This window comes from Hyphomonas chukchiensis (assembly GCF_000682695.1).
Classification (GTDB): Bacteria; Pseudomonadota; Alphaproteobacteria; order Caulobacterales; family Hyphomonadaceae; genus Hyphomonas; species Hyphomonas chukchiensis.
In genome coordinates this window covers 12480-25285 of record NZ_AWFG01000052.1, presented here as the reverse complement: position 1 = coordinate 25285, position 12806 = coordinate 12480, and the positions used below count along the sequence as shown (strand labels likewise).

At 59.5% G+C, this 12806-nt stretch carries 17 protein-coding genes; 8 read left to right on the top strand and 9 right to left on the bottom strand.

Going from position 1 to position 12806, the window contains the following annotated elements; translation table 11 throughout:
- Positions 1-72 precede the first annotated feature (72 nt).
- The 6 genes from sufC to HY30_RS14240 are packed head-to-tail and all read left to right on the top strand — an operon-like array spanning position 73 to position 4591.
- A complete protein-coding gene (sufC, locus tag HY30_RS14265) occupies positions 73-834 on the top strand; it encodes a Fe-S cluster assembly ATPase SufC (protein ID WP_034742071.1) in 762 nt (253 codons plus the stop codon).
- Entirely contained in the window at positions 831-2057 is a 1227-nt protein-coding gene (locus HY30_RS14260; RefSeq protein ID WP_034742067.1) for a SufB/SufD family protein, read from the top strand. Before sufC ends, HY30_RS14260 begins: the two co-directional genes overlap by 4 nt.
- On the top strand, positions 2054-3277 hold the full coding sequence (locus HY30_RS14255) for an aminotransferase class V-fold PLP-dependent enzyme (protein ID WP_034742065.1): 1224 nt from the start codon (positions 2054-2056) through the stop codon (positions 3275-3277). Before HY30_RS14260 ends, HY30_RS14255 begins: the two co-directional genes overlap by 4 nt.
- 10 nt (positions 3278-3287) lie before the next feature.
- Entirely contained in the window at positions 3288-3677 is a 390-nt protein-coding gene (locus tag HY30_RS14250; protein ID WP_034742062.1) for an SUF system Fe-S cluster assembly protein, read from the top strand.
- Positions 3678-3712: 35 nt separating this feature from the next.
- A complete protein-coding gene (locus HY30_RS14245; protein ID WP_034742059.1) occupies positions 3713-4072 on the top strand; it encodes a HesB/IscA family protein in 360 nt (119 codons plus the stop codon).
- A gap of 30 nt (positions 4073-4102) precedes the next feature.
- Positions 4103-4591, top strand: a complete 489-nt coding sequence (locus HY30_RS14240) for a DNA-deoxyinosine glycosylase (protein WP_034742056.1) — start codon at positions 4103-4105, stop codon at positions 4589-4591.
- Positions 4592-4602: 11 nt separating this feature from the next.
- On the opposite strand, the gene HY30_RS14235 is transcribed toward HY30_RS14240, so the two are convergent.
- The 5 genes from HY30_RS14235 to purC form a co-directional block, all read right to left on the bottom strand.
- Positions 4603-5409, bottom strand: coding sequence for a lysophospholipid acyltransferase family protein (locus HY30_RS14235; RefSeq protein ID WP_034742052.1), 807 nt, complete (start codon positions 5407-5409; stop codon positions 4603-4605).
- A gap of 38 nt (positions 5410-5447) precedes the next feature.
- Positions 5448-6056 (bottom strand): TetR/AcrR family transcriptional regulator, encoded by a 609-nt coding sequence (locus tag HY30_RS14230; protein WP_051615514.1) that lies wholly within the window; start codon positions 6054-6056, stop codon positions 5448-5450.
- 143 nt (positions 6057-6199) lie between these two features.
- The gene (purS, locus tag HY30_RS14225) at positions 6200-6445 is read right to left on the bottom strand and encodes a phosphoribosylformylglycinamidine synthase subunit PurS (RefSeq protein ID WP_034742049.1); all 246 of its coding nucleotides are present in this window, start codon (positions 6443-6445) and stop codon (positions 6200-6202) included.
- 52 nt (positions 6446-6497) lie between these two features.
- The gene (locus HY30_RS14220; RefSeq protein ID WP_034742045.1) at positions 6498-7208 is read right to left on the bottom strand and encodes a sulfotransferase family protein; all 711 of its coding nucleotides are present in this window, start codon (positions 7206-7208) and stop codon (positions 6498-6500) included.
- A 31-nt stretch (positions 7209-7239) separates the two neighbouring features.
- Positions 7240-8013 (bottom strand): phosphoribosylaminoimidazolesuccinocarboxamide synthase, encoded by a 774-nt coding sequence (gene purC / locus HY30_RS14215; RefSeq protein WP_034742042.1) that lies wholly within the window; start codon positions 8011-8013, stop codon positions 7240-7242.
- Between the two features lie 174 nt (positions 8014-8187).
- Between purC and HY30_RS14210 the strand changes: the two genes are divergently transcribed.
- A complete protein-coding gene (locus HY30_RS14210) occupies positions 8188-8517 on the top strand; it encodes a DUF1476 domain-containing protein (protein WP_034742038.1) in 330 nt (109 codons plus the stop codon).
- Here the strand turns inward: HY30_RS14210 and HY30_RS14205 are convergent.
- The 4 genes from HY30_RS14205 to HY30_RS14190 form a co-directional block, all read right to left on the bottom strand.
- Positions 8507-9013, bottom strand: a complete 507-nt coding sequence (locus HY30_RS14205; protein ID WP_034742035.1) for a thioredoxin domain-containing protein — start codon at positions 9011-9013, stop codon at positions 8507-8509. The genes HY30_RS14210 and HY30_RS14205 overlap by 11 nt on opposite strands.
- A gap of 50 nt (positions 9014-9063) precedes the next feature.
- Positions 9064-10062 carry a family 16 glycosylhydrolase gene (locus HY30_RS14200; protein ID WP_051615513.1) on the bottom strand — a complete coding sequence of 333 codons (999 nt, stop codon included), beginning with the start codon at positions 10060-10062 and terminating at the stop codon, positions 9064-9066.
- Between the two features lie 136 nt (positions 10063-10198).
- Complete coding sequence (locus HY30_RS14195; protein ID WP_034742031.1) at positions 10199-10822, bottom strand: 5-formyltetrahydrofolate cyclo-ligase; 624 nt, start codon at positions 10820-10822, stop codon at positions 10199-10201.
- 257 nt (positions 10823-11079) lie between these two features.
- Entirely contained in the window at positions 11080-12147 is a 1068-nt protein-coding gene (locus HY30_RS14190) for an esterase-like activity of phytase family protein (protein WP_162176955.1), read from the bottom strand.
- 142 nt (positions 12148-12289) lie between these two features.
- On the opposite strand from HY30_RS14190, the gene HY30_RS14185 reads away from it, so the two are divergent.
- A complete protein-coding gene (locus HY30_RS14185) occupies positions 12290-12754 on the top strand; it encodes a winged helix-turn-helix transcriptional regulator (RefSeq protein ID WP_051615512.1) in 465 nt (154 codons plus the stop codon).
- Positions 12755-12806 lie beyond the last annotated feature (52 nt).

Below are 12806 nucleotides of genomic sequence, written 5' to 3'. Positions count from 1 at the left end.
CGGGAATTTCGGCTGCGGGTTTCTCTGTCGCGGGGGCTTTCCCTTGGGGGCCGGGCAGCTTACATGCGCCCTATGTTGAAGATTACAGACCTGAGCGCCACGGTAGGCGAAGATTCCGAAGCCAAGACCATCCTCAATGGCCTGTCGCTGGACGTGCCTGCGGGCGAGGTTCACGCGATCATGGGGCCGAACGGGGCGGGCAAGTCGACCTTGTCTTACGTGCTGACTGGCCGGAGCGGCTATGAAGTGACCGGTGGCGGCGCCACGCTCAATGGCGAGGACATTCTGGGCATGGACCCGGAGGATCGGGCAGCCAAGGGCATGTTCCTGTCATTCCAGTATCCGGTGGAGATTCCCGGCGTGCCGGTGATGACCTTCGTGCGCACCGCCATGAATGCCCAGCGCAAGGCGCGCGGGGAGGCCGAGATATCCGCGCCCGACTTCATCAAGAAGTCCCGCGAAGTGGCGGGCATGCTGAACCTTGATGCCGAGATGCTTAAGCGGCCGGTGAATGTCGGCTTCTCGGGCGGCGAGAAGAAACGGCTCGAGATTTACCAGATGATGATGCTGGAACCGAAATTCCTGATCCTCGACGAGACGGACAGCGGCCTCGACATCGATGCGCTGAAGACGGTGGCCGATGGGGTGAACGCGATGCGCGACCCGTCGCGTGGCATGCTGGTGATCACGCACTACCAGCGCCTGCTCGACTATATCAAGCCGGACAAGGTGCACGTGCTGGCCAAGGGGCGCATCATCAAGACGGGCGAAGCCGACCTTGCGCTGCGCCTTGAAAAAGAAGGCTATGACGGAGTTCTGGGAGAGGCGGCGTGAGCACCGCCCTTCGCGACTTCATCAAGAACCCGACGGCGGCCGAGCTGGAACTGGTTGCGCGCTATGGCATGCAGCCGGAAGACGCGCGGCGGGAGCGGGCTTTCCTGGCGTTTGCCGAAACGGGCCTGCCGCACCGGCGGATGGAGGCCTGGAAGTGGACCGACTTCAAGGCGGCGCTGAAAGTGCTTGAGACGCCTGCTGCGGTTTCCGCGAAGGACCCCTTGCCGCATGACGGAGCGCTCGTGTTTCGTTTTACGCCCAAGGGTTTTGAGGCGCCTGCCAAACTGCCGGACGGCATACGCATGGTGGCGCAGCCGAGCGTTCAGGCTTTTCCCGGAGCGGAAGATGTGCCGATGGGCGCGTTGGCGGCAGCGCTGGCGGGGAGCGGCAAGCGCCCAGCAACATTGACCTTTGAAATTACGTCAGGCGATGCGCCGCGTTTGCACTTTGTGTTTGAGGGCGCGGGCGAAGCCAGCTTTGCACGGATTATCTTCCTCGTCAGGTCGGGCGCATCCCTGACTTTGACAGAGAGCTATCTTGGTGGGTCGGGGCTGACTTCGGCTGTGCTGGAATTCGACATGGAGAAGGACGCCAAGCTCAATCGCACCATCTTCCAGCGAGGTGCATCGGACGAAGCGCTGGCGGTGACGGCCATCGCGCACCTTGGCGCAGAAGCTGAGATGACGCAGACGACGTTGGCATTTGGCGCGAAAGTGGCGCGCATGGAAACGCGCGTTGTCCATCAGGCATCCGGCTCGAAACTCAATCTCAATGCGGCCTATCTTTCCGGCATGGGATTCCATGCTGATATCACGACCAATGTGCGCCACGGTGCGCCATCGTGCGTGACGCGACAACTGACCAAGGGCGCTGTGCTTGATGGCGGCACGGGTGTGTTTCAGGGCAAGTTCTTCGTGCCCCGCAAGACGGGCCAGCACACGGACGCCGACATGCAGCACCAGGCGCTCTTGCTGGAAGACGGCGCACAAGTGTTCGCGAAGCCGGAACTTGAAATCTATGCCGATGATGTCGAATGCGCGCATGGGAATACGTGCGGCGCGCTGGATGATGCGCAGATGTTCTACCTGCGCCAGCGCGGCATTCCTGAGACGCAAGCGCGTGCCATGCTAACGGAAGCGTTCATCGCCGAGGCGCTGGGCATGGCTGACGAAGCCGTGCGCGATGTCTTGCTGGCTGAGGCGCAGACCTGGCTGTCGTCATGACGCGGGCGTTTGATGTTTCAGAGATCAGGAAGGAATTTCCGATCCTTGCGCGGCAGGTGAACGGCAAGCCGCTGGTCTATCTGGACAATGCTGCGAGCGCGCAGAAGCCGAACGCTGTGATCGACGCGATCGCGAACCAGAGCCGCACGGCTTATGCGAATGTGCACCGCGGCATCCACACGCTCTCGAACGAGACGACTGAAGCCTATGAGGCGGGGCGCGAGGCCGCGCGCGGTTTCCTGAACGCACCCGACACGCATGGTGTTATCTTCACGAAAGGCGCGACCGAGGGGATCAACCTCGTGGCCTCATCGCTGGCGGGTACGATCCAGCCGGGCGACGAGATCGTTCTGTCGGTGATGGAGCACCATTCGAATATCGTGCCGTGGCACTTCCTGCGAGAGCGGCACGGCGCTGTTCTGCGCTGGGTGGGCCTTCATGAGGATGGCTCGCTGGACATGGATGGTCTTCGAGAAGCCGTAGGCCCGAGGACGCGCATGGTGGCGATCAGCCATATGAGCAATGTGCTGGGCACTGTGAACGATGTCGCGGAAGTCGGCCGTATCGCGCATGCGGCCGGGGCGCGCGTTCTGGTCGATGGCTGCCAGTCTGCCGTGCACATGAGCGTTGATGTGCAGGTGCTGGATTGCGACTGGTTCGTCTTTTCGGGACACAAGCTGTACGGTCCGACCGGGATCGGCATTCTCTACGGCAAGGCCGATGCGCTGGCCGAGGCGCGGCCCTATCAGGGCGGCGGCGAGATGATCGAGACGGTCAGCATGGACCGGATCACCTACAATGAGGCGCCGCACAAGTTTGAAGCCGGCACGCCGCCGATTCTCGAGGCGATCGGGCTTGGCGCCGCTATTGGCTGGTATCGGCAGTTTGATCAGGCCGAGATCGAGGCGCATGAGCATGCATTGTATAACCGTGCGCTTGAGGGCCTTCGGGGCATCAATGGATTGCGAATCCATGGTGAGGCGCCGGGCAAGGGGGCTGTGCTGGCCTTCAGTCTGGAGGGCGCGCATCCGCATGATCTGGCGCAGATCCTCGACCGCTACGGTGTGGCGATACGTGCAGGCCACCATTGCGCCCAGCCGTTAATGACCCATCTAGGTGTTAGTGCTACGGCACGTGCGAGCTTTGGCATCTACAACACGGAGGCCGAAGTGGACGTGTTCATAGAGGCGCTGGAAAAAGCGCGCGGAATGCTGGTATAGAAGGTCAGATATGGCAGACGACATGACCTCTCGCGACATGGTTGACGTATCCGAAGGCGCGGATGCGGCCCCTTCGGCGATTCCGCAGGATGAACTCAACCGCATCACGGACGCGCTGATTGCGTCGTTCAAGACCGTGTTCGACCCGGAAATCCCGGTGGATATCTACGAACTGGGCCTGATTTATAAAGTCGACATCGATGACGACCGCAAAGTGGACGTGGACATGACGCTGACGGCGCCAGGTTGCCCCGTGGCGGGCGACATGCCGGGCTGGGTCGAAACGGCCGCCAGAACCGTTGAAGGCGTGACGGATGTTGAGGTGCGCCTCACGTTCGATCCTCCATGGGATCCCTCGCGGATGTCGGACGAAGCGCGCCTCGCCCTGAACATGCTTTGATTGAATCACAACCTAACGGACCCTATCTGTAGCCTATGGCCAGAAGACCACGCCCCAAACCCGTGACCCTGACTGACGCCGCTGCGGTGCGCGTCAAGGAAATCATGAATGAACGCGGCGCAGGATTCCTGCGTGTTGGCGTGAAGAATGGTGGCTGTGCTGGCATGGAATATGTCATGGACTATGCCATGGCACCGGAACCGCTCGACGAAGTGGTCGAGGAAAATGGCGTGACGATCCTGATTGACGGCAAGGCCGTCCTGTTCCTGCTGGGAAGTCAGATCGACTACGAAACCACGCTTCTCCACGAGAAATTCGTGTTCAGGAATCCGAACCAGACGGATGCCTGCGGCTGCGGCGAAAGTGTGACGATCGTGCCGGCGGTAGACGCCTAGATTCCTGATCCCGCCTTGTGGGGCGCTGAGATGATCATCCAGAGCTTTGATCCCATAGTGGCCGCTGATGCGGAAATCCTTATTCTAGGGAGTATGCCGGGTATCGCCTCGCTGGAGGCAAACCAGTATTACGCGCACCCTCGAAATGCCTTTTGGCGCATCATGGGCGAGCTGTTTGGGGCCGGTATTGAATTGCCCTATGCCGAACGCCAGCGCATCCTGAAATCCCGGCGCATTGCTGTGTGGGACGTGCTCCAATTCTGCAAGCGGGAGGGCAGCCTCGACTCGAACATCAAGGACGAGGTGCCGAATGACTTTGCAACCTTCTTCGCAGCACATCCGCACATCCGGCGGGTGGGACTCAATGGCGGCAAGGCGACAAAGAGTTTCGAGACGTATGCGCGGCCTCATTTGCCGCCGTCGGCGGTGGCTCTGACCCTACCATCCACAAGCCCGGCGCATGCTGCCAAGACTTTCGAGCAGAAATGTGCGGAGTGGAAGGCGGCCTTAATAGGCTGATCGAGTATGCCTCAGGGCTTCTGGAAGGCGGCCGGATTATCCGGTGTCGGCTTGGCTTCCATTCCCTTGGGTGGATCGGGGATCAGGGTGGCGCGGAGGACGGGGCCGCCCCGCACTTCTGCCACGAGCTCGGCTGTACGCGTTTCCACAGCATCGGTAAGGCGGGCCATGAATTCGTCCTTGGTCAGGCCGGGCGGGATCGGCTCCAGAAACTCGATTGTTGCCGTCCCCGGCGTTTTCTGCGTTTCCTGCTGTCGCCAGAACAGACCAATATTGGTCGCAACGGGCACAACCGGCACCCCCATTGCCTCCGCCATGTGCCAGACACCGGGCTTGTAACGGAAATGATAGTCGACGGGGGCAAGGTGGCCTTCAGGATAAATCAGGACCCGGCGGCCTTCGTTGCGGGCTGTCTCCATGCCTTCACGCAATGACTCTGCCTTACGCTCACCGCCTCCGCAGGTGTCGATAACAATGGCGCCCAGCTTACGCAGGATGCCGCCGACGAGCGGGAATTTCTCGAGATGATCGCCGGTGACGAAGGCGAGATTATTCACTTCCGGATAGATCAAGTAGCCGTCGCCCCAGCTCTGGTGCTTTGCGGCGATCACAAAGGCGCCCTCGGGGAGTCGATCCCGCCCGCGCACTTGCTTTCGGATGCCGCCGAAAATGCGCAGGTTCCAGTTCATCGCGCGCGTATAGCTGCGGATGATGATCCTGACTGGGCTGCGGCCTGGCAGGGCGAGGAAGGGCAAGGACACCAGGACGTAGAGGACCGAGAGCAGGTAGTAGGTGACCGTAAACAGGAAGCCGCGCATGAGCCTGAGCCTTCTTGAAGGGGCGGTGTCGTTTTCGCCTAGCCGGAATAGAGCACGGCGAGGATGCCCTTCGTGAAGGCGTCCTTGTGCTGCGAGAGAGGGCCGGGCAGGCGGTTGTAGATCTTGTTCTGACCAGCCTGCATGATTACGCCGAGCGCCATGGCGGCTTTCACGGCGGGGTCGCCCTTGGGGAGGGTTCCGTCCTGCATCAGGCCCGCAATGACGCGTTCAGTGATCGAGACGGGGTCGTCTTCGCGGCGTTTGTCATAAGGCAGGTAGCGGTTGAGGGAGACGAGGTGGAAGGAGAAGAGCAGGAAGTCTTCGTCGGCAAGCTGGCAATAGGCTGAGACGGCTGCGCCGACTTTCTCATCGAGGCTGCCTTCTGCTGCCAGCGCCTCCATCATCATCTTGCCGAGACGGTTATGGGTCTCCATAAACAGGGCCAGTGCGAGCTCGTCCTTGCCTTTGTAATGCCGATAAAGCGCGCCCTCAGAGACGCCGGCCTGTTCGGCGATTTCGCGGGTCGTGGCGGCGTCGACGCCTTCATGGATGAAGAGTTTGAGCGCGGCGCGTTCGATCTTGGGCCGTGCATTGCGGGCACGGGGTTTCTTGGCAGCCTCGCGGGCAGGTGCGGGTGAACGCGGCATCTAGTCGGTCCTCATCATTGCCTGAAATATAGCAGGTTGCGAAAATGCGCGCAAGTGAATAATCGCTCACTAGACGGCTGTGGCGTGTACTGCGCGTGGTAAAGCCCAGCTGCTACAGGCTTTTGAAGAGGAATCGCGCCTTACTACGAGGCGAATTCGACCCGGTAGCTTTCAATAACGGTGTTGGCGAGCAGCTTTTCGCACATTTCCTTCACGCGCTTCTCGGCCGCGTCGGAATCAAGCGTGTCATCGATATCAAGCTCGATGACGCGGCCAATGCGTGCGGCTTCGACTTCCTTGTATCCCATACGGGTGAGCGTGTCGGCCACGGCCTTGCCTTGAGGGTCAAGAACGCCAGATTTCAGGGCGACGTGGACAATGGCTTTCATCAGGCAGGGCTCCGTAAGGGTGAGTCGCGCATCGTGTAGCGCACTCTGCTGCTTAATGGAACGCGTAGAAGGCCAAAGCAGCAGCAAGAATTACGAAGGTGCCAGCAAAATAAGGAACAGTTTGCATCCGCTTCAACATGGCAATGTTCTTGTGGAACTCTGCCGTATCATTTACGTGCGGAAAGGCTTCTTCGGGGACATCTTTGCCGAGGAAGGCGCACAGCGGCCCCCAGCCCTGCTTGGGCTCAAAGACCAGCAAGCGTTCGGGCGGAAAGGCGGCTTTCACATCAGCCTCATGCTGATCGAAAATTTGCCTTGTGTATTCCTTATCTTCGAATTTGCCGTGAAACACGCGCTGCCAGACATTGCGGCCAACGATCCCGTCGATTTTCTTCCCGCGTGGCACAAGTTTTATCCAGGCCGGCATGGCTATCGACACAGCGTAGATCGTTTCTGAAGCGCTTTTATACCAGCTATCGAAACTGCGTGTTGTAAGGATCACCTTGGCGTCGGGATAGTGCGCGGCGAGTTCGCGCCAGTAGGCCGAGGATGGAAAGTCGACGCTGGCCTCGAAGCCCTGGAAGACAGCGTCCCAGTCTGGCGTTGTGCCCTCGGCGATCCTGTCCCAGTGGTTGATCTGAGCGCCATTGCCGAGGACTTCGACCATATGATGGCACTTGGTATAACCAAGACGCTCAAGAGCCGCCTTCATGGACAGGGTGCCTGTACGGCCAAACCCTGCGCCAATCACCTTCAGTGCCATCGTATCTCCCTCCCAAGAGATATCCGGCTGCCTACTTACCGCCGGTGAAGCTTACCACATTGTCCGTTTCACCGGATTCCTTGATGATTCCGAGGCGGCGCGCGACTTCAGCATAGGCTTCGGTTACACCGCCGAGGTCGCGGCGGAACCGATCCTTATCGAGCTTTTCGCCGGTGTCGAAATCCCAGAGTCGGCAGCTGTCAGGGCTGATCTCGTCAGCAAGCAGGATGCGGGGCATCTCGCTGTCGCCTTCGAAATAGCGGCCGAACTCGAGTTTGAAGTCCACGAGGCGGATGCCGACGGCAGCAAATAGTCCGGACATGAAATCGTTCACGCGCAGGGCGAGGGAGATGAGGTCATCATATTCCTGTGGCCCGGCCCAGCCGAAGGCCGCGATGTGCTCTTCGGTCACCAGCGGGTCACCGAGGGCGTCGTCCTTGAAGTAAAACTCAACCATCGGGCGGGGGAGGACCTGGCCTTCCTCGATCCCGAGGCGCTTGGACAGGGTGCCGGCGGCGATGTTGCGCACCACAACCTCGAGCGGAATGATCTCGACTTTCTTGATCAATTGCTCGCGCATGTTGAGGCGGCGGATGAAGTGGGTCGGAATGCCAACGGCGCCAAGACGGGTCATCATGAACTCGCTGATGCGATTGTTCAGGACGCCTTTGCCATCAAGGACGGCCTTCTTCTGAGCGTTGAAGGCGGTGGCGTCGTCCTTGAAATACTGGATCAGGGTGCCCGGCTCAGGTCCTTCGTACAGGATCTTGGCCTTACCCTCATAAACGACGCGCTTTTTCGACATTCGACAGAGCCCTTCCATGGGTGATCAAGGGCCCCCAGCGGCTTGGAATCGCCATCATACCCTCTAGCCCGCGACTGTTACGCCAAGTCGCACCGATAAACAATTATTGCGCACACCTCTTGTGGCACCCTATATGGGCCCAAATCCGGAAATTCTCGCTGAAAGGCCCCTTCCATGAGCTCATTTGACGATCGCGAACGCGCAGAAGAGGCGAAATACGCTCTCGACCAGGAAACGCATTTCAAAGTCCTCGCCCGCCGCAACAAGCTGCTGGGCCTTTGGGCGGCAGACCTGATGGGGCTTATGGGCGATGATGCCGAAGCTTATGCCAAGACCGTTGTCCTGTCCGATCTGGAAGAAGCCGGCGAAGAGGACGTGTTCCGCAAGGTGCGCGGCGATTTTGATACGGCCGGTATCGATCGTACCGACGCCCGCATTCGTGAGCAGATGGCGCAGCTGATGCCTGTTGCCCGTGAGCAGGTGATGAAAGACGTCAAGGGATAAGGGCGTCCATTGTCCCTGCCTTTCTGGGCGGGGGGCAATTCGTTCCTTTCGGTCTTCTGGCCCCCGCACGTACGCGGGTGGCTAGGACGACGCTTTCCTGCAGTAAATCGGCAATCTGATTCGTGCTCAGGGCTGAAGTGATACAGGTCAGGGGTTCGCCATTGTCCGCCGCGACGATGACCGCGATACCAGCATGTCCGCCATACCAATCCCAGAGATAGGCCACGTTATGTGATGCCGTAAGCTGATGGAGGCGCTCCATGAGGGCATCATTGGCTGTTTCATTGCGGCGGCTAAGGCGTGTTTGATCCAGATTGACCAGAATCGCGCCGCGATCCTCGAAGCGTTCCACCGCGTCGTGCAGACGTGGGTCGAGCATTCGACAGACTGGACACCAGTTTGCGGTGAAATTGATGACCTTGATCGTTGCATCAGCGGCAGCTGGCAAGGCGCAGGCCAGCGTAACCAAGATGATTGTGAGCAGTCTTTCCCGCATGCCCCGAAAATAGCCCGTTCTGGCGTCGGCTGAATAGCCGAAAGCTCAGACTAGCGCGTCAGTTGGGCCGTCACGAGACCGGCATGCTTTGGGCGATGCGGCAGGAAAAGGTCGCTGCAGGCGCGCGTGTCATCGCCCAGTGGGGCAAAGGATACGCAGGAATAATGGGCCGCCGCGCCTGACTTAAAGGTAGGCTTGCCAGTCCAGCCCGTGATGAAGGGCTTGCCAGCCCAATTGTTGAAAATGATGCTGCCGGGTGTTTTGGGCACGAACACGTCGCCTTCGACCGTCTTGTAGTAAGGCTTGCCGTCAACGTACCACGTGATCCCTTCCGGGCTCCATTCAAAGGCATAGAGGTGGTCGGCTTCCGAGGCGTCGAAGGGCAGGTCGAAGGTTGCTGAAGCGCCTGTCTTGCCTTTCCGGAAGTAATTGAAATGGATACGCGACGTGTCGAGACCGAGAAATTCGATATCGATTTCATCATGAGCCGTACCTTCATAAGACCCCGTATAGGTGAAGAATGAAGAGACAAGGCCAGAGCCCTTCGACGGACGCATGACAACTTCATAGCGGCCATATCCATAGGTGTTGACCGTCTTCATCTCGGCGCCCGTGAAGGGACCGGAGCGGGATTGTTCATGACGGACTTCCAGGTCCGCGCCTTCAGCGGTCTGCTTGATGTTCTTTGGCGACCAGTCCCCACCATAGTGGCCATCCGGGTTTGCAAAGTCCGAGCGATAGAAGAAGGCATCATTTTGCGCATCTCCCAGCAGGGAGATGAAACCCGGCGATGACGGTATGAGCGCGGCACGCTTGGCCGGAACCGGGGCAGGGCGCGTTGGTGGAGCGACAGGTGTCTCCGGTGTGGGAGCAGGTGAAGTCTCTTTCGTCTCTGCCTGGTCGAGCGGTGCCGGAGCCGGCGCTTGCGGTCCGACGGCATCGATCTGGGCCACAGGTGATTCCATGACCGCGCGCGGCGTGACGGCATTCAGGGTTAAAATGCCAAAACTGCACACTGCAACGAGCATGGACACGATGAAAATGTCCATTTGCGAGGAGTTGCTTGCACCTGTTTGATTTTGTTCGGAATTATTCAACTTATCGCTGCGCTATTCAGGTTAATCATTCCCTAAAATAGCAAGAATTGCGCCAAGTCGTATGATTAACAACCCCTGGAGCTGAGGTTCAGGCCGCGCCGGGGCCTGCGCCGTTGGAATTCAACGCTTTCATGTTGCGCATCATGAACAGGGGCACCGAGCCGATCGGCGTCAGGGCCCAATCAAGAGGCTGATCGTGGGGTTCGGAAGGGACTGAGTCGATCTGTTGAGCAGGGTAGGCGAGCGCGCAGGCGAATGCGCGGCCGGCAGAGCGCAGGGAGCTGATTGCCCGGTCATAATGGCCTTTGCCATAGCCGAGGCGGTTGCCCATGGCATCGAAGGCCAAGAGGGGGGTGAGGATCAGTGTCGGGCTCACCTCCGGCGCATCCACCCCTGGTTCTGACAGGCCGAAGGGGCGGCGTTCCAGCGGCTCACCAATGGACCAGAGACGCCATGTCATGCGACCATCATCTTCGATACGGGGCAGGCAGAGCTCGGCGCCTGCGCGGCTGAGACGTTGCATCAGGGGCGCCGGGTCAATCTCTTCATTGATGGCGATATAGCCAGCCACGACAGGCCCATAGCGTTCCAGCAATTTCATGGGAAACAGGTCAGAGAGCTTTTCGGCGGCGTCGGGATCACGCGCAGCGGCTTCCGCGCGCAAGGTGCGCATGCGGTGACGGAGTTGTGTCTTGTCGGGAGCCTGGGACATGATCAGAGCCTTAACGCGGGTATCTGCTCACGTCACCCAGCAATAATAGCGCACAAGAACCGCAGTCGTCGCTGGGCATATTCACTCCCGTCAACCTAGAGACTAGGTGGGCGCCGGGTGAGCCCGGACCAGGGTCCGAACCAGAATGCCAGCTCCCTGACGATGAGTAAGGTCGCCGGAGATCAGTCCCATTGCGGGCGCCGCAGCCCTTGTGCAGCGACAGATGTAGGCCTCAACTGCGTCGAATGTAAGAGCGTTTATTCGGCGGATATGTCGACATCGAAGGCGTAAAGCAGCGTTTGCTGCTTGCCGGAGAAATTATTGTCGGAAATCATCCAGATGCGAAGCGTGCCATCTGCGCGAATTTCGCCGGCAACGCCTTCGAAATTATCAACCAGCATGGGGCGTTTCAGCTCAATCCTGTCGTTTGAATTCGACCATGTGATGATGTTTCTGTTGCCCCGAATGGGGTCATAACTGCGAAAGAGTGTGATGATGATGGGCGATTGGGATGAAGACGGCACTTCATCACGGCCCACAAAGGAATATCCGCGTGGATTGTCGGCATCCTGGCCAGTCAGTTTGCTAGTGCCATTCCCGAACACCTCGCCCATGGGAGATGGCCCGCCAAACAGGCTTTCCAGACCGAAGGTCAGCATGCCGTCAGGAGAGATCGAGAGCGCCTCGGCGCCCTGATTCTCGTCAATCGGTTTGCCGCCAGCTTCGGCCGGAAGTTTGGCGACAAGCGCTGCTCGCGCGGCTGCGCCGCAGTTTTCCAGATCAAAAGCCTCAAGGCGGTGATTGCGCTCGAAACTGACTATGGCGAGACCATCGCGAAAGGCGAGGCCTTCGGAATCGCCTTCTGCCTTGCCTGACAATTGGCCGCCATCCTGCCCCAGCATATAGGCGAGTTTGCCCTTACCGTCCGGCTGGCCTTCAGCCATGCCTAGCCATACAAAAGCGCCGACATCCGAGATCGAGAGAAGATTGCCGTCTGTCAGGGTCTCGAGGCCCGAGAGGCCACCAAAATTGGCATTGTCAGAAGTCAGGCTCCATCCGCCAGCAAAAGTCGCCGAGTCCGGCAGTGGCGGATTTGCGCCTTCATCGTTCAGCGAAACGGGTGTCGCGGTAATGTCGAGCGAAAGAGGCGCTACGTACGCTGTGCCCGCCGGACAGGACTCTGCGTGCAGGGTTCGGGAGGCTGCCTCGAAGCTCCACAGGGCTGTCGCAGGCGAAGGCTTCGTCGCGGCCGGTTCTGCTATTTCGGGCGCGGCGCAGGCGCCTATCGAAAAGAGCAGGAGCGTGATGAGGCACGATTTGTTCATCTGAAAAGCCATTGGCAAAAAGGTGATCCTGATGCTGCCTCTCCCATCCGAAGGCGGCAAATACAAGGCGCAAATCGCGAAATTTGCGTGACGGCCACGTGAGGTCTGGATTTAGAAAGCGAACCCATACAAGAGAGTCTCAATGACGCAGATTCCTCTCGCCCGCCGCTCACCGATTCCACCGGAAAGCTGTAATCTCGCCAGTGCCATTGAGGTAGTGGGCGACCGCTGGACGTTATTGATTCTTCGCGCTGCGCTGTATGGTGTGCGCCGGTTCGATGACTTTCAGGCAGAACTCAAATGCCCCCGGACAGTCCTGTCCGGCCGTTTGAAAGGGTTGGTTGATGCCGGCCTGCTGGTGAAACGGCCCTACAAGGCCCCGGGCAAGCGCGCCCGGCCGGAATACACGCTTTCGGCCATGGGATTATCTCTGCGGCCCATCCTGATCGGTCTGACTCAATGGGGCGATGCGTGGCTGGGCGCGGGGGAATCACCTCCGATAAGCTTCACCAAGGCGGGCACCAAGGTGGCTATCCGGGCCGCTTTTGTTGATGCGGATGGCAGGGAAGTCCGTCCTGACCAGATTCGGACCGTGATCAGGGGCTGAATCTCGTCGATCTGGGCGTGCCTTGCCCGAGGCGTATCGTCTGTTTCAGGCC

Bases quoted from the DNA above. Each gene is read 5' to 3' on its own strand.
- HY30_RS14195 (WP_034742031.1), bottom strand. From the start codon at position 10,822: ATGTCCCAGGCTCCCGACAAGACACAACTCCGTCACCGCATGCGCACC.
- HY30_RS14220 (WP_034742045.1), bottom strand. From the start codon at position 7,208: ATGGCACTGAAGGTGATTGGCGCAGGGTTTGGCCGTACAGGCACCCTG.
- purC (WP_034742042.1), bottom strand. From the start codon at position 8,013: ATGTCGAAAAAGCGCGTCGTTTATGAGGGTAAGGCCAAGATCCTGTAC.
- HY30_RS14190 (WP_162176955.1), bottom strand. From the start codon at position 12,147: ATGAACAAATCGTGCCTCATCACGCTCCTGCTCTTTTCGATAGGCGCC.
- HY30_RS14185 (WP_051615512.1), top strand. From the start codon at position 12,290: ATGACGCAGATTCCTCTCGCCCGCCGCTCACCGATTCCACCGGAAAGC.
- HY30_RS14245 (WP_034742059.1), top strand. From the start codon at position 3,713: ATGGCCAGAAGACCACGCCCCAAACCCGTGACCCTGACTGACGCCGCT.
- HY30_RS14240 (WP_034742056.1), top strand. From the start codon at position 4,103: ATGATCATCCAGAGCTTTGATCCCATAGTGGCCGCTGATGCGGAAATC.
- sufC (WP_034742071.1), top strand. From the start codon at position 73: ATGTTGAAGATTACAGACCTGAGCGCCACGGTAGGCGAAGATTCCGAA.
- HY30_RS14210 (WP_034742038.1), top strand. From the start codon at position 8,188: ATGAGCTCATTTGACGATCGCGAACGCGCAGAAGAGGCGAAATACGCT.
- HY30_RS14200 (WP_051615513.1), bottom strand. From the start codon at position 10,062: ATGGACATTTTCATCGTGTCCATGCTCGTTGCAGTGTGCAGTTTTGGC.
- HY30_RS14230 (WP_051615514.1), bottom strand. From the start codon at position 6,056: ATGCCGCGTTCACCCGCACCTGCCCGCGAGGCTGCCAAGAAACCCCGT.
- HY30_RS14205 (WP_034742035.1), bottom strand. From the start codon at position 9,013: ATGCGGGAAAGACTGCTCACAATCATCTTGGTTACGCTGGCCTGCGCC.
- HY30_RS14255 (WP_034742065.1), top strand. From the start codon at position 2,054: ATGACGCGGGCGTTTGATGTTTCAGAGATCAGGAAGGAATTTCCGATC.
- HY30_RS14235 (WP_034742052.1), bottom strand. From the start codon at position 5,409: ATGCGCGGCTTCCTGTTTACGGTCACCTACTACCTGCTCTCGGTCCTC.
- HY30_RS14250 (WP_034742062.1), top strand. From the start codon at position 3,288: ATGGCAGACGACATGACCTCTCGCGACATGGTTGACGTATCCGAAGGC.
- purS (WP_034742049.1), bottom strand. From the start codon at position 6,445: ATGAAAGCCATTGTCCACGTCGCCCTGAAATCTGGCGTTCTTGACCCT.